24 protein-coding genes and 1 pseudogene are annotated in these 18,933 nt (G+C 62.3%); 12 read left to right on the top strand and 13 right to left on the bottom strand.

The window, feature by feature from the left end:
• From FV226_RS23015 to FV226_RS22995, 5 genes are all read left to right on the top strand, one after another.
• On the top strand, window positions 1–271 hold a 271-nt coding region (locus FV226_RS23015; protein WP_210246536.1), incomplete at its 5' end, for a hypothetical protein.
• An 11-nt stretch (window positions 272–282) separates the two neighbouring features.
• Window positions 283–1,590 (top strand): phosphoadenosine phosphosulfate reductase family protein, encoded by a 1,308-nt coding sequence (locus FV226_RS23010; RefSeq protein WP_147764731.1) that lies wholly within the window; start codon window positions 283–285, stop codon window positions 1,588–1,590.
• A 103-nt stretch (window positions 1,591–1,693) separates the two neighbouring features.
• Entirely contained in the window at window positions 1,694–2,122 is a 429-nt protein-coding gene (locus FV226_RS23005; protein ID WP_147764730.1) for a DUF5681 domain-containing protein, read from the top strand.
• A 195-nt stretch (window positions 2,123–2,317) separates the two neighbouring features.
• Window positions 2,318–2,614, top strand: a complete 297-nt coding sequence (locus tag FV226_RS23000) for a hypothetical protein (protein WP_147764729.1) — start codon at window positions 2,318–2,320, stop codon at window positions 2,612–2,614.
• Between the two features lie 332 nt (window positions 2,615–2,946).
• Window positions 2,947–4,467, top strand: coding sequence for a DUF4214 domain-containing protein (locus tag FV226_RS22995; RefSeq protein WP_147764728.1), 1,521 nt, complete (start codon window positions 2,947–2,949; stop codon window positions 4,465–4,467).
• Window positions 4,468–4,532: 65 nt separating this feature from the next.
• On the opposite strand, the gene FV226_RS22990 is transcribed toward FV226_RS22995, so the two are convergent.
• The 3 genes from FV226_RS22990 to FV226_RS22980 form a co-directional block, all read right to left on the bottom strand.
• A complete protein-coding gene (locus FV226_RS22990) occupies window positions 4,533–4,772 on the bottom strand; it encodes a hypothetical protein (RefSeq protein WP_147764727.1) in 240 nt (79 codons plus the stop codon).
• Between the two features lie 772 nt (window positions 4,773–5,544).
• Window positions 5,545–6,036: a hypothetical protein gene (locus FV226_RS22985; RefSeq protein ID WP_147764726.1), complete on the bottom strand. Its 492-nt coding sequence runs from the start codon at window positions 6,034–6,036 to the stop codon at window positions 5,545–5,547.
• Between the two features lie 563 nt (window positions 6,037–6,599).
• Window positions 6,600–6,779 (bottom strand): hypothetical protein, encoded by a 180-nt coding sequence (locus tag FV226_RS22980; protein WP_147764725.1) that lies wholly within the window; start codon window positions 6,777–6,779, stop codon window positions 6,600–6,602.
• 271 nt (window positions 6,780–7,050) lie between these two features.
• Between FV226_RS22980 and FV226_RS22975 the strand changes: the two genes are divergently transcribed.
• Window positions 7,051–8,442 (top strand): DUF4214 domain-containing protein, encoded by a 1,392-nt coding sequence (locus FV226_RS22975; protein ID WP_147764724.1) that lies wholly within the window; start codon window positions 7,051–7,053, stop codon window positions 8,440–8,442.
• Window positions 8,443–8,495: 53 nt separating this feature from the next.
• Here the strand turns inward: FV226_RS22975 and FV226_RS22970 are convergent, their stop codons facing one another.
• The 4 genes from FV226_RS22970 to FV226_RS22955 all read right to left on the bottom strand — a co-directional run bounded on the left by FV226_RS22970 (window position 8,496) and on the right by FV226_RS22955 (window position 9,736).
• Window positions 8,496–8,804, bottom strand: coding sequence for a hypothetical protein (locus FV226_RS22970; protein WP_147764723.1), 309 nt, complete (start codon window positions 8,802–8,804; stop codon window positions 8,496–8,498).
• Between the two features lie 157 nt (window positions 8,805–8,961).
• The gene (locus FV226_RS22965; RefSeq protein WP_147764722.1) at window positions 8,962–9,264 is read right to left on the bottom strand and encodes a hypothetical protein; all 303 of its coding nucleotides are present in this window, start codon (window positions 9,262–9,264) and stop codon (window positions 8,962–8,964) included.
• On the bottom strand, window positions 9,261–9,440 hold the full coding sequence (locus FV226_RS22960) for a hypothetical protein (RefSeq protein ID WP_147764721.1): 180 nt from the start codon (window positions 9,438–9,440) through the stop codon (window positions 9,261–9,263). Before FV226_RS22960 ends, FV226_RS22965 begins: the two co-directional genes overlap by 4 nt.
• Entirely contained in the window at window positions 9,437–9,736 is a 300-nt protein-coding gene (locus tag FV226_RS22955; protein ID WP_147764720.1) for an HU family DNA-binding protein, read from the bottom strand. The genes FV226_RS22960 and FV226_RS22955 overlap by 4 nt, the downstream gene beginning before the upstream one ends.
• A gap of 1,688 nt (window positions 9,737–11,424) precedes the next feature.
• On the opposite strand from FV226_RS22955, the gene FV226_RS22950 reads away from it, so the two are divergent.
• From FV226_RS22950 to FV226_RS22940, 3 genes are all read left to right on the top strand, one after another.
• A complete protein-coding gene (locus FV226_RS22950; RefSeq protein WP_147764719.1) occupies window positions 11,425–11,637 on the top strand; it encodes a hypothetical protein in 213 nt (70 codons plus the stop codon).
• A gap of 45 nt (window positions 11,638–11,682) precedes the next feature.
• On the top strand, window positions 11,683–11,913 hold the full coding sequence (locus FV226_RS22945) for a hypothetical protein (RefSeq protein WP_147764718.1): 231 nt from the start codon (window positions 11,683–11,685) through the stop codon (window positions 11,911–11,913).
• A 175-nt stretch (window positions 11,914–12,088) separates the two neighbouring features.
• Window positions 12,089–12,943 (top strand): outer membrane beta-barrel protein, encoded by an 855-nt coding sequence (locus FV226_RS22940; RefSeq protein ID WP_147764717.1) that lies wholly within the window; start codon window positions 12,089–12,091, stop codon window positions 12,941–12,943.
• Between the two features lie 455 nt (window positions 12,944–13,398).
• Here the strand turns inward: FV226_RS22940 and FV226_RS22935 are convergent.
• The 4 genes and pseudogenes from FV226_RS22935 to FV226_RS22920 all read right to left on the bottom strand — a co-directional run.
• Window positions 13,399–13,641 (bottom strand): annotated as a pseudogene (locus tag FV226_RS22935) (transposase); the annotation flags it as partial.
• 329 nt (window positions 13,642–13,970) lie between these two features.
• Window positions 13,971–14,321 carry a hypothetical protein gene (locus FV226_RS22930; protein ID WP_147764716.1) on the bottom strand — a complete coding sequence of 117 codons (351 nt, stop codon included), beginning with the start codon at window positions 14,319–14,321 and terminating at the stop codon, window positions 13,971–13,973.
• Window positions 14,322–15,082: 761 nt separating this feature from the next.
• Complete coding sequence (locus tag FV226_RS22925; RefSeq protein ID WP_147764715.1) at window positions 15,083–15,565, bottom strand: hypothetical protein; 483 nt, start codon at window positions 15,563–15,565, stop codon at window positions 15,083–15,085.
• Window positions 15,562–15,783 (bottom strand): hypothetical protein, encoded by a 222-nt coding sequence (locus tag FV226_RS22920; protein WP_147764714.1) that lies wholly within the window; start codon window positions 15,781–15,783, stop codon window positions 15,562–15,564. Before FV226_RS22920 ends, FV226_RS22925 begins: the two co-directional genes overlap by 4 nt.
• Before the next feature lie 355 nt (window positions 15,784–16,138).
• Here FV226_RS22920 and FV226_RS22915 point away from each other — a divergent pair, with 355 nt between their 5' ends.
• Complete coding sequence (locus tag FV226_RS22915) at window positions 16,139–16,579, top strand: hypothetical protein (RefSeq protein WP_147764713.1); 441 nt, start codon at window positions 16,139–16,141, stop codon at window positions 16,577–16,579.
• Between the two features lie 80 nt (window positions 16,580–16,659).
• Here the strand turns inward: FV226_RS22915 and FV226_RS22910 are convergent, their stop codons facing one another.
• Complete coding sequence (locus tag FV226_RS22910) at window positions 16,660–17,055, bottom strand: MucR family transcriptional regulator (RefSeq protein WP_147764733.1); 396 nt, start codon at window positions 17,053–17,055, stop codon at window positions 16,660–16,662.
• 487 nt (window positions 17,056–17,542) lie between these two features.
• Here FV226_RS22910 and FV226_RS22905 point away from each other — a divergent pair, with 487 nt between their 5' ends.
• Both FV226_RS22905 and FV226_RS22900 read left to right on the top strand, forming a co-directional pair.
• Complete coding sequence (locus FV226_RS22905) at window positions 17,543–18,115, top strand: MucR family transcriptional regulator (protein WP_147764712.1); 573 nt, start codon at window positions 17,543–17,545, stop codon at window positions 18,113–18,115.
• Between the two features lie 202 nt (window positions 18,116–18,317).
• On the top strand, window positions 18,318–18,725 hold the full coding sequence (locus FV226_RS22900; protein ID WP_246691699.1) for a response regulator: 408 nt from the start codon (window positions 18,318–18,320) through the stop codon (window positions 18,723–18,725).
• A gap of 27 nt (window positions 18,726–18,752) precedes the next feature.
• Here the strand turns inward: FV226_RS22900 and FV226_RS28365 are convergent.
• The coding region (locus tag FV226_RS28365) for a hypothetical protein (RefSeq protein ID WP_210246535.1) at window positions 18,753–18,933 on the bottom strand (181 nt) is incomplete at its 5' end.

Below are 18,933 nucleotides of genomic sequence, written 5' to 3'. Positions count from 1 at the left end.
TTTGGTCAGGCGGAGCAAACAAGAAGCCATCCGTGGAGGCTGCACACCTGAGCGGGACATGGCGGCCCAGCAGTTCGTGCGAGAGCACGGTGCCCTCGCAGCCCTGATTGCCGACCCGGTCAACGAGGCCATCCACTTCGCGGCGTCGATCCTGATGAGTCACCTGAAATTGGTCGTTCCGCAGGATCAGCAGCCAGCCAGCGCCGCCCGCCTGTCCGCCTTGAGCGGCCCGGAGAAGCGATACGCCGCCGACACTCGGCCCCGGCATTGAGGGAGCACGCCATGCGCACCCTCGCCAGCGCCGACATCGTTCCGCAGCGGACCATATACGACTGCCTCCCGGCCGCGCTCGCCACCACCTTGGGCTGGTCCTACGAGAAGGCCCGCACCGTCACGGGAACGCATACGACCGAGGGCGGGACGTTCCTGATGCCCCTGGCCTCGGCGTTGCTGTCCGAGAGGATCGCCGGCACCTACGTCATGTCGCGCACGCATCCGCAGCTCCCGCCTGCCGCCATGACTTCGGCATGGGGCAACATGCTGGCATCCCCCGCCGAGATCCGTCGCCTGATCCAGGGGCACCGCGCCGTCATCATCGTGCCGGGTCGCGGCCCCCGTGATGAGGTCGGGCCTGAATTCGGCCACGCCATCGCGTGGGACGGGCAGCGAGCCATCAACTGCGGTTCTACAGGCGCGGACCCAAAGCCGCCCCGAGAGGTCTCGCTTGACGACGTGCCGCCCTGGGAGGCGCTGATCCTCACGAGCATCGCAGACGCTGCGCCCGAGACTGTGACGGTGCCGCCGGATGCCATCGCCAGCGACGCCAGCCTCGCAGCCCTCTTCGACCGGCATCAGCGCGTGTTCCTCGGCTTCTCCGGCGGCAAGGACAGCATCGCCCTGGCGCACATGCTGGAACCATGGCGCGACCGCGTCACGCTGCTATGGGTCAACACCGGCTATATGGCCCCTCATATGGTCGAGTTCGTCCGCGCTTTCGGCGACCGGTTCGACTTGGTGGAGATCGCGTCACCGAGCCTGCTGCAGGTTTGGCAGGCGAGCGGCGTCCCGGCGGACGTGGCGCCCTTTCGCAATGTCCTTGGTCAGGCCAGCCCGCGGCTGCAGCCCTGGCTGAGCTGCTGCCTCACCGTCCGGCAGATGCCGGTCAACGACTTCCTTCGGCGGCAAGGCCCCTGCTGCTACATCAACGGCCAACGGGCTGATGAGGCGGGCGGGGCGACGCTGTCGGGCCTGCGGTCGAACCTGCCGCCATCTGTTGAGGTCGCCTTACCCCTCACAGACTGGTCCGCAGCCGACGTGTTCGCCTACGTCGCTCAGCATGACCTGAAGCTGCCTCCACAGTATGCCGAGGGCTACCCCGGCAGCATCGAATGCACGGTGTGCCCAGCGCAGGCGATGCCAGCGCGCATGGACTACCTCGCCAAGCGGTATCCGCACGTCCTGCCGGTCATTCGCGCCTGCGTCCGCGATGTGGCGAGCGCGACCATGGGGGCCGTCGAGCACATACTTGCGACAGTCGAGGCGCCGTATCCAACGCCGGCTGACACCCTCAGCACCTTCGGCCGGCATTGAAGGATCAACAAATGCGCCTTCTCTGTTCTTTTCCTGTATTAACAGGCAGCAGGATTGCCCTACCCACTCGCGTCATCCACGCGGCGAACGTGTAGAATTGGTCATGACAGCACGAGGCAGCACTTTCGAGCGCGGGCAGAGTGGGAATGCGGCTGGCCGACCCAAGGGCGCCCGCAACCGCGTGACGCTGGCCATGGAAGCTCTGCTGGACGGCGAGGCCGAGGCCCTGACCCGCAAGGCAATCGAGATGGCGTTGGACGGCGATGGGCCGGCGATGCGGCTCTGCATGGACCGGCTCTGTCCACCGCGGAAGGATCGCATCCTGTCCTTCGACATTCCGCGCATCGAGACTGCAGACGATGCGGCCAAGGCCACGGGCGCCATGCTGCAGGCCGTCGCGGACGGCGAGATCACCCCTGGCGAAGCCGCAGAGTTCGGCAAGCTCGTCATGGCGCACGTCGAGGCGATCAAGGCGACCGACTTCGAGAAGCGCCTAGCGGTGATCGAGGAGGGACGTAACAATGTTGCGTGACATGGAACGCCGGCTGCAGCGCCTAGAAGCGAAGCACGCCCCGAGCAAGCCCCTGCAGGCCGTCGTCATCATGGCGCGTGATGCCGAGGATGCGGCCCGGCAACTCGCCGAAGCCGTTGCCGCCGGGCGTCATCGCCACGGCTGGCCTGCGATTATCCTGACCGGGCAAGCCGCCACCCTTCACGGAGCGCACCCATGAGCCGAAGCCTAGAAATCCGTCTCGCGAAGGTCGAAGGCGCCATTGCCCCGAAGCGCCTGAGCCACGAGGATCATCTTTCGGCCCTCGATGCCCTGCCGCCTCTCACTGAGGCCGAGGCACGGGCTCTGGACGCCGAGATTGCTGCCGAAGCCATCGCCCAGCACGGCAGCCTCGCCGCAGCAGCGCAAGCCGCCTACCTGAAGGCCAACCGCACCCGCGATCCGCTAGACGGCTTTCTCGCCGTGGATCTGGAAAGCAGGGCCGCGGCGGTCTCGCATGGCGGGTCGGCATAGGTACGAGCGTACCGTCATCGCCGAAGTGACTTACCAACATTGTATCGGCGCTACCAGAACCGCAACAGGGGGACCGCCTAAAATGCGAATGGCTTTAATCGGCCTCCTGGAGGCGGCTTTGACCTTGGACATGGCAGTCGCTGATCCGCTGCGAATGCCATAAGCAAGCATGCAGCAGCGAGCCTATGCAACGGCTTGTTGCGGCATAATCGGCACATCCCGCCGTCTTAGCTCGCGAGTGTAGTTCTAGAAATTGACGGAGAACCGCGCTTTCGATCACAATCATTTGTTGCAGAGCGGATCGACCGCGCGCCACCTCGGATAGGCTTCAAATGGCCGCGCCATCATCCAGTCTGTTGCCGCTCACCGGCCTTGGCCGAGACGCCCTCACGAACGGCTCGTATTGGCAGCTAGATGCGTCTGGCACGATCACATGGGGCACCGCCGATAACCCATATTATCACTGGGCAGATCCCGCGTTCGTTGCTTCCGTAGTGGCTCCTGCGCTTGCCGCCATCGAGGCGGTCGCCAACGTTCACTTCGTCTATGCTGGCCACTCCGCTGATGTGAGAACCGCTCCGGCGGACATGTCATTCACGCTCGGCGATAGCACCATCTTGGGTGGACTTAACGTTGAGGCTGTAGGCTTCGCCCCGAACATGGGCCTCACGACTGGTTTGCTAGCCAGCTACGGCCTAACCCGAGCGGCATACCCAAAGGCAGATGGTGATATCTGGTTTAATGCCGATTTCACTAATCAAGCCAACGCTGCGCATAATCCAGGCTCGCAGGTTTTCGAAACCATACTGCACGAGGTCGGGCACACGCTCGGCCTGAAGCATCCCCATGACGATGGAGGCACGGGTCACCCGACTTTCACACAGGCTGGATTGGCAGCCTACGACAACGATTACAGCACTGTCATGAGCTATAATCATCCTGGCGCCACCAGCATTCATAGCGGTTATGCGGCCACCCCTATGTCGGTCGACATAGTAGCCCTCCAATCTATCTACGGCGCTAATCCAAACACCGGGGCTGGTGATACTCTCTACAAGTTCGCAGACGATGGCGCTTTCCGGACGATTTACGATGTCAATGGCGCCGATACACTCGATGTATCCGCATCGCCGGGCGGTGCGGTCATCAATCTCGCGCCGGGTACGCTCACTACCCTCCGGGCAGGCGGCCCCTCTGTGATCAGCATTGCATTCGAAACGGTAATCGAGAATGCATTTGGCGGAAGCGGCAACGACCTGATCGCAGGAAATGCGGCGAACAATTATATCGACGGCGGCGCAGGCGTGAACACCTACTTCCTGCAAGGTGCCCGCGCCTCCTACCAGATCGCGCTTCCGGCAGGATCTATCGCGACGATCGACACAGTTCCTGGTCGCGATGGCACGGACACTCTTGTAAACGTGCAGCGCCTGAAGTTCACCGACGACCTGCTTGCCTTCGACATTCAGGGGAATGCAGGTGCGGTGTACCGCCTTTATAACGCAGCTCTCGCTCGGACTCCCGATCTCGGTGGGCTGTCGGTTCACACCAATGCTGTCGATCATGGCTTCAGTCTCCATGATGATGCGGCCTCGTTCGTTGCCTCGCCTGAGTTCGCGCTGCGTTACGGCAGCAACGTCTCCGATCAGCAGCTTGTCACAGCGTTGTACAAGAATGTCCTAGACCGGACGCCAGACCCTGTCGGGAATGCTGGTTGGCTGGCCCAACTATCAACGCATGCTCTTGATCGCGCCTCGGTGCTTATCGGGTTCTCGGAGAGCCAAGAGAACCACGCCAAGGTTGACCCATCTATCGCGGCTGGCATCCACCTCGACTATAGCTTGATGACTTAAACTACGTTTCTCTGCTTCTATGAAAAAGCGGTATTAGGTAGCAAGCTCACCTGGGCTACGAGCGCCTAGCCCGCCTCTTGCTCGATGCAGGGGACGCCTTCTTCCGCAAGTTTCAGCCCAGTGGCCGTGGCGAAGCTCTCGGCAATCGCGCGGATTTTATCGCGAGCTTCCTGCTCAATCTCAGTACCGGTTCGGCCGTTGGGTTCGGTGGAGACAGATCCAGTAAGGCGTCCGTCGTCGGTAATCACCGTGAAGTTAAACCTGCCCGAGCGGCTGCGTCGGACGACGTAATGAGGGGTTGCCAATGCGCGCCTTCCGTGTGGGCCGTCATTAGCTCCTACGGTACGGACGGCTCCCTAGTTTCACCCCGTGATCAGATCGGGGGAGGGGCTTGCCTCTCACGGCTTTGCTCGCGGGGAACTCGTCAGATCAGCCCGGTAGCATCCACTGCGCCAGGCTTTTTCATGCGCGCTATACGCGGTCACCCGTCTGAGGGACATCGCCCCAAATTGATACGCTGATCTATAAAATATGAGTTCGTGACGTGCCCGCCCACGGAGGCCGTGGCGGCTCCCCCATCATGGACGAAAAATAACAAGGGTTATAAAGTGACAGTCTTGAAGGTAGAGAAACTTTTCGGCATTTCACTTCGTATCCGCGGCAACAAGGGAGTGCTGTCTCCATAGAAAGAACCCTCAATGCGTATCATTTGTGCGATTTCATGCATTGCCGTTGGCATGTCGACGCCAGCTTTCAGCCAAGGGAAATTGCAGCCGGGGCCAGCCACACCTCCGACTTCAAGCTTGAGTAGCGATGAAAAGGCTGCCGAAGTCCGACGTGCAATCCAGGAAGGACAAGCGCGACAGAGAGTGACTGACGCGCGCAACGAGCGGGTATGGCGTCGCTGGGACTTTGCTGTTTGCATCGGATGCGGACCGATGCCGAAGAAATTTCGCATCGTCTACACAACGCCAGCTCGGGTGCTTGCCGGCTTTATTGCTGCGGATGATGACGAGAAGCAGCGCGGAAATCGGATCTAACAGTATCAATTGATTCGATTCGCCGCACAGTTCGTGCCTATTGAGCAGGAGTGCGTCGGATCTGATCGATGCGACTGTCGGACAAATCCTCGTAGATACTGGCGACTTTCCGGCTAGGTGCCGCACGAGACGCCACAGTTTTGGAATACACCGCTTTCGGAGCAGCGTGCTGCGACGCGTGGGCTGGGGAAGCCAGCTCCGGAGTCTTTTGGCCTAGCTGAGTGCGTCGCTTGAAGTACGGCGTGCGCTCTGCCCCGCATCCTTCGCAGATCGAAACGAGCCACGACTGCCAAAGGCCATTCGTCTTCTCACGCATCGACTCTGCCTGCTCGCGGTGCGCCGACGCGAGCTGGAACGTGTCGAGATCGGTCTGCTTCTTGATCTCAGGCTCCGGCTTCGCCTCAGGCTTTTCAACCGCATCAGACTCCACTCGGAGCGGGGGGCTGAGGTTCCTTGTAGTTTTGTCCTGTGCGTACGCCGGGACAGAAACATAGGTTAAACCGAGCAAAAGTATTAAAAACAGCCGCATGTGACTCTCCGTTCACAATGCAACCCAGCATTTAAGAGGTGGTTCAATAAGTTTCGACCTCGGTCAGTCGCGTACCTATGCGTTGCCTCATGAGCCTTGGGTATTGACCTCAGCCCGCCCGGCACCAGCCGCCGCGGGCTTTTTCGTGTGCGCAGCCTACTGCCCGACCTCCCAAACCGGCACGCCGACGGGGCGCCCCGGCAGGTTCCGGTAATACGTCATCATCCCGAACCGGATCTAGTCGGGCTCAATCGCGCGAACGCGCTCCCCGCTGATCATCAGGGCGCCGCAGTGATCAATCCGGATGAAGCCAGCGCCGCCGCCTCATCGCCGAACTCGTCGAGGAAGGCGATGGCCGCCTCGCGCATCTTCTCCCAGCGTGGTCCAGTCGTTCCGGGCACGGCGCCGTGATCGGCTTCATGGCCTCCAGCGCGTTGCGCCAAGCCTGGGCTTCGGAAGGCGCGGGTCGGATCGGTGCTGGTGATGCCATGGGTCTCGCCGGAGGTAGGCCGGCGGGGATAGGAGCCGTAGCGAGGGGACGCAACGCGACGGTCCGGGGGGCTTCACTGGATCGTCGCCGATCCGAGCGCCAGCCCCAGCAGCGCAGCAAGCTTCAACAAGCCGCCGTCGCTCATCTCCTCGCCGTCCACGAGCCACAGGCTCAGGTCGTCGCCGGTCGGTTCGACGTACAGGCCGAGAGTGCGGAGGGCTTCAACGGCTTCGTGGAAGTGGTCGTCGCTCACGGCGTCGTCGCCCTCGCCTCCAAGTTCACACGCTCACGCATCTCCTTGCCGGCCTTGAAGGCGAGCCACCTTCACCCGCCCAGCGCAAGCTGCGGTGGTTTTGTCGTTTCGGCAGAACCCAATATCTATTAACCCATTACAGATTTGAACGGTATCACTTGCAACAAACAGTCCTATGTGTTATCGATGCTACATACGATCAGCGTAATATGTGTCATCGGCTCGTTAGCGACGTAGGTGAAAATCAACGAGATTTTTTGAGGGTTTGGGTATGGCCGCAGTGAGCGATTACCGAGCATTACTCTCGGGAGCTAGCTGGTACCAGCAAGACCTCGCTGGCAAGCCAGTTATTCTGACATATTCTTTCGATCAGATTTCACCCTCCTATTATGCGCAACAATATGCCGGTGCTGTAGGCAGCTTTGCCGCGCTGAATAATACTGAAAAAGATGTAGTTCGTTCAGCCCTTCAGCAGTGGTCAGCCATCAGCGGTGTTCAGTTTGTAGAAACGACAAAACATGAAGGCGATATTACTTTTTCCTTCTATAATCTTGATGCGATGGGGTTCAGTAATGCTGCCGGCTTGGCCACGCCACCTACAGGGTTTGCATATTCTAGCAGTGGCCAAACAGGAACTTACAGTGGCGACTATTTGTTATCCGGTGATGTTTGGTTCGACTCTTCATTAAAGAACGCAACAAACACTGACTTCTTATCACATGTGGCGTTGCATGAAATTGGGCACGCTTTAGGACTTAAGCATCCTCACGACATCGACCCAAGTCACCCGTACACACTTACTTCTGAAACAGATACTGGCTCAAACACTGTAATGAGCTACAAGTCTCCATCTGCGACCCATCTTGGGCCGATGGATGTTGCAGTTGCGCAGTACATCTACGGTTCAGCAGATGTAAAAGGTACCCAGTTCTCCTCTTGGGGCTTTGACGCTGCTGCAGAACGGCTGGTGGCGCACGGAACGGCAGCGGGCGAACTTCTTCGTGGCACTGGAGCAGACGATGTTATTTATTCTGAGGGTGGAAAAGACATCATCGCAACATCGCAGGGCAATGATACAATTGTAGCCCAAGGTCAAAGTCTTGACATCAATGGTGGAAGTGGCGTCGATACAGTGATTACAGGACTTACCTTGACAAGCCCTGATCAGCTCGGCGGAAGCGGAAACTTTCGTTATATGTCCGCCAGTGGCGGCAATCAAACATATATTGATATTGAGCGCTTCGTGTTCACCAACGATACGATTGCTGTCGATGTGCAAGGCAACGCAGGACAAGTCTACCGCCTGTATCAAGCGGCGTTCGCTCGCACACCGGATAAGGCGGGTCTCTCGCACAACGTCCACCTCGTTGACCAAGGCATCAGCTTGCATGACATGGCCGCGGCGTTCACGGTATCGGCGGAGTCTCAGACCCGCTATGGCGCCAATCCGAGCGACTCAACCTTCATCACAGCGCTCTACGCCAATGTGCTCGGCCGGGCGCCAGACCCGACCGGCAATGCCGGCTGGCTGCAGCTCCTCGGTAGCCACCAGTACGATCGGGCTGGCGTGCTGATCGGCTTCTCCGAGAGCCCAGAGAACCACGCCAAGGTGGACCCCTCAATCGCCGCCGGGATCCATCTGGATTACGGAGCGTTCGCTTAACGCAGGCTGCCCGCCCGGCGTCAGCCGCGGCGGGCTTCTTCGTGCCCGCTCGCCTACCGCCCGACCTCCCACACCGGCACGCCAACGGGCCGCCCCGGCAGGTTCCGGTAGTAGGTCGTCGCCCCGAACCGGATCTTGTCGGGCTCGATCGCGCGGACGCGCTCGCCGCTGATCATCAGGGCGCCGCAGTGATCGACCCGGATGAAGCCCGCCGTCGGATGCACGCCGAACAGCTCCGCCGTCGTCCAGCCGAGCGCCGCAGCCTCGTCGCCGAACTCGTCGAGGAAGGCGATGGCCGACTCCCGCATCTTCTCCCAGCGCGGCCCGGTCAGCCCGGGGCACGGCGCCGTAGTTGGCTTCATGGCCTCAAGAGCGTCGCGCCAAGACTGGGGGGCAGAAGGCTCGGGTCGGATCGGTGCTGGTGATGCCATGGGTCTCGCCGGATGTGGGTCGGCGGGGATAGGGGCCGTAGCGCAGAGGTGCAACGCGGCGGTCGGCCACCTGCCGAGGCAGGCTGCGCTACTCCACCGACCGCAGTTTCGGCCCGGCACCGGTGTGCACGCCCGAAAAATCCGGCCGGGTGCTGATCCGGTCCTTCCGCCGGCAGGCCGAGCACACCAGCCGCAGGGCGACGTCCGGCACGGGCAGGTCGTCGGGCAGACCGTTGAACGACATCGCGCCGGCGTGCCCGCACTCGCAGTAGACCAGCAGCCCGCGCGCGCCGTGTGCCTTGCTGTTCGCGATAGTGGCCGGTGGCTGCTCGATGCCGTCGGCGTTGTACCAACGGCGCGGGTTGCGGCGGTGCCTTGGAAAGCCGGTCACTGAGCCCGCTCCGGTCCCTCGATCAAGCCGAAGAGGTGTACGAGCGCGATCAGCTCGCCGTCGGTGCACTCGTGACCGTCGACCAGCCACAGCCCCAGATCGTCGCCCGTCGGCTCGACCGTCTGGCCGATCGCGCGGAGGGCTTCAACGGCTTCGTGGAAGCGGTCGTCGCTCACGGCGTCGTCGCCCTCGCCTGCGGGTACAGACGATCCCGCATTTCCTTGCCGGCCTTGAAGACCAAGGCGCCCTTGGCCGAGACCGACACAGGCGCTCCGGTCCTTGGGTTGCGCCCGGCCCGCGCCGGCCGCTCTTTCACCAAGAACGAGCCGAACCCGCGGATCTCCAACCGATCGCCAGCCACCAGCGCGTCTGCGATGCGGCCGAGAATGATATCGACCACCGCCTGGCAGTCCTTCTCGTAGAGATGCGGGTTCTGGGCAGCGAGGCGCAGGACGAGGTCGGAGCGAATCATGGCGCCGGGATGAGGCTGCCAGCGCCTCGTGGCAAGCCTTCCTGAGCCCGGTAGCGTTGACTTAGCCGGGGCTGCCAGCCGACATGCCATGTCCGGCTTTGGCGCGCCCTATGGCGAGTCGTGAGCCGACTGGAACAAGGGATTAGCGCCGCGAGAAAGACCTAAGCCCAAAACGCCAACGGCCCCACCCCGGCAAGGGTGAGGCCGTCGAAATCGAATGGGTCTGTGGAGACCGCGACAGCCTCCCAGACATCATAGCTCCTCATCGGAGTCAATCGGGATCATTTCCCGAGACGATGGCGCTTTGTCTTTTGCCGGGGACGGTTCACGCCGAGCCCCCTGCTTTGACGCGGCCCGAGCAGGGCTGTGACCGATGAATTATGCCTACGAGATCCGCCGACAGGCAGAGGCGGCTCCGCGCGCCGCGTTGCCGGCCGTCGCGTCCGCGCTGTGGAAGGTGTTCGGTGAAGGGCACCTGTCCGAGGCTGAGGCCGAGGCACTGTCTGGGCTGATCGAGGCACGGCAGGCAGCAGACGACTCGCAGACGAAAGGTATCGCTATGACGGTGATGCCTTCAGCTAACCCAGGAGATCACGCAGGAAGCCCAGGGAGCCGCGTGGGCTCGCGACCGCGCACGGATGCCTCGATGGAGCGCCGTCGCCGCTGGGCGGCCTCTGGACGGCTTCCTCCGGGTCTCGCGGCACGGTTCACCCTGGCCGAGCAGGCGGCGCTAGCCGTGGTCGCGGTGGAGGTCGTGAAGCGAGGCGATAGCCGGCTCTGCCACGATCACGTCGCAGCCGCAGCCGGCGTCTCGCGGTCCACCGTGAAAGCAGCCCTGCGGCAGGCCAGGATGCTCGGCCTCCTCACGATTGAGGAGCGACGAGTGGCCCGCTTCCGCAACGACACCAACGTGGTCTGCATCGTCTCACGGGAATGGACGGCTTGGCTGTGGCTCGCTCGATCCGGTGAGCGTAGTGCTGTACCGCGCCTATCAGGGGGTGGGGTCAAATCCATGACCCGCACGAATACTCCTACTCCATACCCTGTGAATTCAGAGGGTCGGAGAGGACGAAAGGGCTGCCGAGGGACGGAGATCGGCACCGCCGGTATGGCCAGATCAGAACCTCATGAGAATGGCGGTACCGAAAGAGCCGTAGGGTGACGCCACAAGAATGGATCTTGGCCTGACTGCCGTGGTGCTTACCGGCCGTAGGGGTCAGATCCAGGCTGCGGATGCCGGGTACGAGAACGGCCATCGGGTGCCGCTGGGTAAGCATGCCCGCTACGCACCGCCTCATCGATGTTGCGCGGACCGGCAAGGCCCTGCGTCCCACCGGGTGCCGTTGCCGGGAGTTGGCCGCCGGGCGGAGTGTAAGAACCGCCCGAAAGCGCCGAGGCCGTGCCACTCCACGCAAGCGAAATGGCGGCCATCGCGCCAAACATCCGAGCCTTACCGCCTCGTCTCGCCATGACAACTCTCCTTCGCCGTCAAGGAGATGGGCGTTGGCCAGCAAGATGTAAGAGCTTCTGAGGCACGGCTCGGCGGCTTGGCCACGCCCAGCATGCCGGATGCGGTTCAGCCTTGCCAGCGACCAATCGGCAACGCGTGCCACCTTGGCGCAGGGAGGTCCGTCCTGAGCCTGCTATCGCCCGCTGCCGCACGTCGAGCGAGCGCGACGAGGGACAGGATGAGCGACGACACAGCCAACCTGATCCTGGCGCTCGCCACTGAGAACGTTGAACTGCGCACCCAGCTTGCCGAGGCGCAGGACCTCCTCGTAGAGACCGCCGTCGATGCCGGTGAGATGCATGCCCGGCTTGAGGAAGTGCAGCGGGAGTTGACCGTGGCGCGCGCAGACCGCGACGCCTGGATGATCCGTGTAAGGCGGCAGGCGTCATGATCGACCCCTAATGCTTGTCAGCCACGAGATGCAGGATTTCGGATCATGCTGGAAGCGTTGGACGACAACTTGCGGAAGCGCACCATCCATAACCTAGCCAGGCTTCGCGTCGATCGCGAGGGCGGGGAAGGGACGTACCGGGACATGCTGGCCCTGATCGCCAACGGGGGGGCAGGCGCGCTCGCGGCACAGCGTGCTCTGGAGCGTGTCCACGAGAGAGCCGAGAGGAACCTCTCAGACGTACTGGCGGCCTTGGCGGAGGCAGGCGGCGCTTGACGGCTCAGAGCGGATCTGCTGATCCGCAAATGCCGCGCGGACCATATTGCAGCCGATTGAGATGCAAGCGGCCGTCGCCGCAATCTGGTCACAGGTGTGGCAGCCAAGATACATCATCCGAAACGTGACGAGGTTATCCTGAGGACAGATCGGGCAATCTGAAGGGGTCCTGGCCATGAAGAAGCTTCTCACGACACTCACCGCCTTTACGGCACTCACCGCCGCCGCTTCGGCCGCTGACCTGCCGCGTCGCGCTCCGCCGCCGGTGTTCACGCCGGTGCCGGTGTTCACCTGGACCGGCTTCTACTTCGGTGTGAACGCGGGTTACGGCTTCGACGCCTCAAGCCGCAGCAACGCTGCGACCGTCGTCAACGTCGCTCCGGGCACGGCCGTCGCGGCCGCCGTCCCGACCCAGATCGCCTTCGGTGGCACGGACTCGACCGACGGCTTCACCGGCGGTGGCCAGGTCGGCTACAACTATCAGTTCACCCCGGGCTCGGGTGTCGTGATCGGTATCGAAGCCGACGCTCAGTACGTCGATTTCGGCCGCAACCGGAACCGCTACCTCGTGACCCCGGGCTTCGCTCTGGCACCTGGCGTTCAGGCGTTCAGCCCGAACGGCGTCTCCAGCCTCGACTTCTTCGGCACCGTGCGCGGTCGCCTCGGCTACGCCTTCGACAAGGCCCTGTTCTACGGCACCGGCGGCTTCGCCTACGGCGCTGGCGGTGGTCGCGAGTTCGGCCTTCCGAACAGCAGCCGCGATGATTTCCGTACCGGCTGGACCGTTGGTGGTGGTGTCGAATACGCCCTGCCGACCGACTCGTTCCTGAACTTCTTCCGCTCCTCGGCCGTGACGCTGAAGGTGGAAGGCTTGTACGTGAACCTCGATCAGAACAACCGTCTGAATGGCGCTTACGCAACCAACGCTGCTGGCGCCGTGTTCTTCGCTCCGGGCTACGTGGCTCGCCGCAACGACACCGAGTTTGCCGTCGTCCGCGCCGGCCTGAACTACAAGTTCGGCTCGTACTAGGACCTTCGGCCATCTTCTTGGCCTAAGCATCCCCAGCCCGATCAAACTGGCCGCTAGGTCAAGCAACGCCTCAGGAGTTCAGCTCCTGAGGCGTTCGTCGTTTACGTAACGGCGGCTCCAGTCATGTCCATGAAAGACAACAAAAAACGCGCCCTTTAGGGGCGCGCTTGAGTTGTATATCGATAGATGGAATAGGACCGTCTCCATCATACCTGTATTAGGTCGATAGACAATACACTGTCATAAAAATTATAGCATAAAATTGCAGCAAAGCCGTGATCCGCGGCCTCGCCATGAGCGTATGACAAGGCGGTGCGCCGAAACGGACCGCTGAGCGGCTTCAGGCCGTCTCGGTAGCCTTCTCCGGCCGCGGGCCTTCGGAGCCGCCTCAGAGCCTCCTACGGCAGCCTTGGTACGCTTGCGGGAGCCAGGGAAGGGCGACGGCGATGTGAGCCGAAGTAGCCGAACGCGGTCGAACGCGGCGGCAGGTCCTTCGGGATCAGCCGCCACGCGATGCCGCCGCGCAGCACGTAAAAGATGGCGTTCAGGACCTCCCGCGTCGTCCAGACTGGCGGGCGGCCACATGGCGCCGGCTCCGGCATCAGAGGTGCAATCACCGCCCACTCGGCATCTGTCAGGTCGGTTTCATAGCGCAGGCCCGCACGGCTATGCTGCCGCCGGGTGGTCGGGGTCCACATGGCAGATCCAAGTCAGGTTTCAGCACCCTCTTGGAATCACTGCCGTCCCGGCCACTCAACCCTGCCTCAGCCCCTTATCGGACGGGCTCTCAGCTTGCATCAAACGGTATGATGCTGCTCGCAGGCATTGGAAGAGAGTGCGCACAGATATCATGGAGCAGAAAGTCCGCTTCCGTTCGTGAGGGGATCCGGTCCAATGGAGGGTATAGGGCCAGCATACGGCTTCGCTCGCTGCATGTGTGAGAGTGAGCAAGGATGCTGACGTAGCGCCTGCGGAGAAGGATTTCCGGTGTTGAACACGTGTGTCACGCCTCGTCCGCTGCATCGCACTAGGCGCCCCGCTCCTTCAGCCGGTTCATCACGCGTATCCGCAGCGGACGACCTGCGATGGCGCCACCGAGGCCGTCGGTGATCGGCAACGGGAAGCAGTGCGCCACGGACGTCAGCACCTCGGAGACGAAGGCCTTTTGGGCCTCCTCGTCGCCAACGAGCTTGGAGTGCGTGATCCTCGGTTTCCCCTGTAAGCTGCCGTCGCGCTTGATGCTGAAGAGCAGCGTCACTTCCGATCCGACCGATGCGGCAGGGCCTCCGATTGACTGGGTGCAGGCGCCGAGGAGCTGCCACATCCCGTTCAGGGTGGATGTTGGTTCGGCCCGGACGTCGACGGCGGCGAGGAGCAAGGAAAGCGCGAGTATCAAGGAGCGCATAGCGTCACACGATTAGGGTTTGCGGAGCGCAGAAATAACGACGCCATGCGGAGTGCTGATTGGATCGGCAGATGACCGCCGCCGCCGAGTCACGCAATCGGACGTTTCGGTGACGCCTATAAGCTGAGGCAGTGCTTCTAACTCTGGCGCACAACACGGCGCTGGTCGGTAGGTCGATCAACGCTGTTTTTCGTAGCGCGCAGCGCGCCTGACAGCGAGGTCCGTCTGGCAGAAGGCAGTGCGCGACTGGTACAAGGACCCCTGCATGTTCGCGTACTTGTCTACGCATCGCTTTAGTTCGCGCTGGTAGGCTTTCCGCCCCGCCGCGTTAAGCTTGGGGAGGAACACCGCCTCACATTTTTCGCGCACTGCGTCGCCAGGCCCGACGTCACCACCTCCCGCGTTCGAGCACTGGATCATAATACCGAAAGCGCGCTGGCAATTCGGCGCGCGCTCGATGGACTGCACGTTGCTATCCATGCCTGCGCAATCGATCTTTTCACTAGACGGCATGTGGTCCCGCGCAAAAGACGGACCGATCATGAGGATAGTAAGTGTCACGACGAGGGTAGGGGTTAGTATCTTCATGTGATTATTCCCTACGGCAAGCTATTTTATTCGGTTTCTGGAGGTATCAGGGACCGACTGGGTTCTTCTGGATGCACCGAATGTCGCGAATTGCGGATCACGTTGGAGCAATTGCCCAGTATGTAATTCATGGCTGCCTCAACCGCCTACGGTTTACGAAGGCTCCCGAACATTCGGCGTACCAGCTTCAGCTCTGGACCGCGTCCGTCGATAACCTCGCCGCTCACGAGCTTCGCGTAGACGCCTGCTAGGCGTTGATCCTGGGCTAGTAGGGCGCTCACATCAAAAAAGACGGTCAGCGCGTCGCGTGCCTCTAGTCGCTGCGGCCATTGCTCGATGGCAACCGGGTTGACGGCTTGCCGACGGCGGCGCCAGCCGAGAACGATGCCAACCTCGCTTATCCCGATGGGAAAGACGCTGAGATTAATCACTTCAAAGGCGGGTTGAGGCTCCTTCATGTTCCGCCTTTGTGCGCTGATCAGCATGACACGCGCATGCACCCGTCGTAGATCGCGCGCTGCCCAAGCGTTGTAGAGACCGAGCATCATGCCGGTGAAGCCGAACACCGCACCGAAGATGGCAATTCCGAGAGTAATCTCGTCTTTCCAGAACATCATATCGCGGATCAAGCGAAGGCCCCCCCGCGCCGGCACTCGGCCTCTACGCGCCAAACGTCGCGCTCGCGCTCAGCCCGGGCCAGGCGGGACCGTAGCGCCTCGATCTCGGCGTGTAGCTCGCCCGCGTCCACCGCCAGCTCGACGCACTGGTCCTGCACCTCGGCGAGCTGGGCGCGCAGCTCGCGGTTCTCCACGACCACGGCGAGGATGTCGGCGGTGCGCTGGTCCATGCCGTCCCCTGCCCCGCCCGATGCCGGGGCGCGGGGTCTACATCAGCCGGCGAGGCGTCGCCACCACGGGCGATACGGCTCCGGCTCCGGCACGTGTGTGGCAGCCTCGTGCTAACGTTCGCAGTCCTGGCGAACCTCATCGAGGACGACCTGCAGGGCTTCAACCTGCATGGCGACGGTGTGCTGGTTGAATGACCGTGCCGTCCCGCTGGCCCTGGGAACGGCAAGGGCAGGTACGGCGCCGGTTGAAGCACAAGGACCGGCCACTGGACCGCGGCGGGCCCCTGTAGGCCCTCAGGCGCCGTTGAAGGTCGCCGTGCGGATGTAAGATGCCTGAGCACGCGGGAGACATGCCTTGAACGACGAACCAGCTACAGCGGCTCGCTTCCACCAGGCGCATACGGAGGCAGCCAACCGCGCCGAAGCGACAGCCGTCCTGATCCGTTGCGGCTATCGCGTATACCGGCCGGAGGCGGACATCGAGGGTGAGGACCTGGTGATCCGTACCCCGGGCGGCGTGCTGGCAGGCGTTCAGCTCAAGAGCCGTCCCCTGGTCGATGGGCGCCGATACGGTGGCCGTGAACTGCTGATGCTGTTCCCATCCATGCCCTACAGCTCTGGGGCTGTCCGAGCATGGTTTCTCGTCCCCCACGATCCCTTCTACGGATGGGTGAAGGTTCGGCACGGTCATACCGCGAAGTGGGGCGAGCAATGGTCATATCCGGCGACCAGCAGGTATCTCGCTGCTTTTCTCGACCCGTACGAGGTGCGACCGCCAGCAGAGGCGGTGGGTTGATCGTCACCAGCCACATGCGGTTCGGTGTGTGCTGAACGCCGAAGCCCGCCGGCAGATCGCGGCGGGCTTCTACGGCCTGCTCAGGCGGCCATACGGCCCGGCCGGCCGAGGCCAATGTTCTTCGCGAGGGCGGAGCGGGCCTCCGAGTACGAGGCTGCCGTCGTCGGGTAGTCAGCCGGTAGGCCGAACTTCGCGCGGTAGCTGTGCGGGTTGAGGCCGTGCTTCGTCAGGTGGCGCTTCAGCGTCTTGTAGGGCTTGCCGTCGATGAAGGAGACCAACCCGTCGGGCCGAATGGACTTGCGGATCTGTGCCGCGGTGGGCTTCTCGACCTCTTCGGCCGGGGCGCTGGCACCCGCTGCGCCTGTCCCGCTTGCGATGCCGTTGAGGGCTGCATGAACGGTGCCGATCAATCCCGGAAGCTCATTTACTGATACGCGGTTGTTCGAAACGTACGCCGCTACCAGTTCGCTCGCCATTATGAGCATATCGGGGTTCAACCCCAGGTTATCTTTGGTCACTTCGATTGTCCTGTGTGTACGCTACCGGCGTGAGATCTACCGATCTCTCATCCAGATCAAGGTACGACTCGCACAAGATCACGCGAGCCTGCCGTGACCTGTACGCATGATTGAGTGATATGGTTTCGCGGAAGAGTGGCCAGGGCGGCCCCGACTTTTGCGCCGCGCTCCCCGGCAGATCGGCTTGAAAGCTCAACGTCGCGGCGCTGGTGCTGAGTGCGGTCGGCTGCGGCTAGAACGGTGAGCAATCCTTCGGCCACGTTCCACCACCGGGGTGTGGAAAGGAGCCCCGGCCGCTCAGGCGGACCGGGGCTTCTCTGCGCCATCGAAGCTCATGTCGAAGCGCAGCAACAAATCTTCGTCCGTGTTGCAGCATTCCGTAGTGCGTTGTTCACGGACATGCCTTGACGATCTACCCTGTTCGGCAGAGCGATAGATCCTCTTTATGAAAGGAATCGTTGTGGACGAACAAGTCGAAGCTCAATCTACCGACTTCGTGGAACTCGCTGCCGACCTTGTCGCGGCCTTTGTCTCGGCCAACCACGTACAGGTGGCCGAACTGCCGGCGTTGATCGCCAGCGTGCATGCTTCCTTGACCGGCCTCGGCAAGGAAGCGACCGCCGAGCCTGCCGCCCCCGAGAAGGCGACTGCCGCGCAGGTGAAGAAGTCGATCACGCCGGATGCGTTGATCTCATTCATCGACGGTAAGCCGTACAAGACCCTCAAGCGCCACCTGACCAAGAGCGGCCTGACGATGGAGAGCTACCGGGCACGCTACGGCCTGCCGGCGGACTATCCTTCGACGGCGGCGAGCTACTCAGCCAAGCGCTCCGAGCTGGCACGCTCTCTCGGCCTCGGCCAGCTGCGCAAGGCGGCTCCTAGGGCCGCTGAGGCCGACGAGACTGTCTCCGAGGCGCCCAAGACCCGCGGCCGGAAGCCCAAGACTGCTGAAGCCCCCGAGACGGCCCCGAAGGCGCGTGGCAGGAAGAAGGTCGAGAAGGCCGCCGAGACGGCCTGACGCCGCTCAGCGCCCCGTTCCGGCACACCGCGGCACCTGCCGCGGTGACGTGCCTCTAACCAGGTGCCGGCATCCTATGCCCGGGCCATGTACTGCGTATCGGCCTTGCTGGTGAGATCCGGGGTTCCCCTGCCGCGTGAGCAGATCGCGGCGGGGCCGAACCGCTTTGGGAGATGCTGTGACACCCCCACGATCGCTGCCCGTGCTCGTCGTGGACGATGTGCCTCTGATCCGTGCCGTGGTGCGCGCCACCCTCGAACAGGTTGGGCTGACCGACGTGCACGAGGCTGGCGACGGGGCGGCTGCGCTCGCGATGATGAACCAGCGCCGCTACGGCCTCGTCATCGCCGACTGGAACATGCACCCGATGACCGGCTACGAGCTTCTGCGGCAGGTACGCGAGGATCCGCAGCTTCGCGAGACGCCGTTCGTCATCATGACGACAAAGGAGCAGGCCCACTGCTTCGTTGCCGCGCGCCGGGCAGGGGTGAACGCCTGCCTCGTCAAGCCGTTCATGCCAGCAACCTTGCGTGAAACGGTCGAGCAGGTCTGGTCCATGAACCTGGCGCCTGCCGCAGAGACCCTTACAGACACGACTGTGCTTCTGTAGCTGCGCTCATCGTCAAACGATGAAGTCTCAAACGGCGTGGCTGAGTTCGGTACGCGGTTCGGCACTGCGACGAGTGGCCTGCCTACGAAACTTGTCAGAGGCTGCCTTTCGATAGGCGCAACGTACTAGATCTGGTATAGATTGATCAGCTATTGATTGTCCCAACAGCCGCAATAATATCCTTATTGAAAATACATTTGAAATATAT

It is taken from the genome of Methylobacterium sp. WL12 (genome assembly GCF_008039475.1).
Lineage (GTDB): Bacteria > Pseudomonadota > Alphaproteobacteria > Rhizobiales > Beijerinckiaceae > Methylobacterium > Methylobacterium cerastii.
This window is presented reverse-complemented; position numbering and strand designations above follow the sequence as displayed.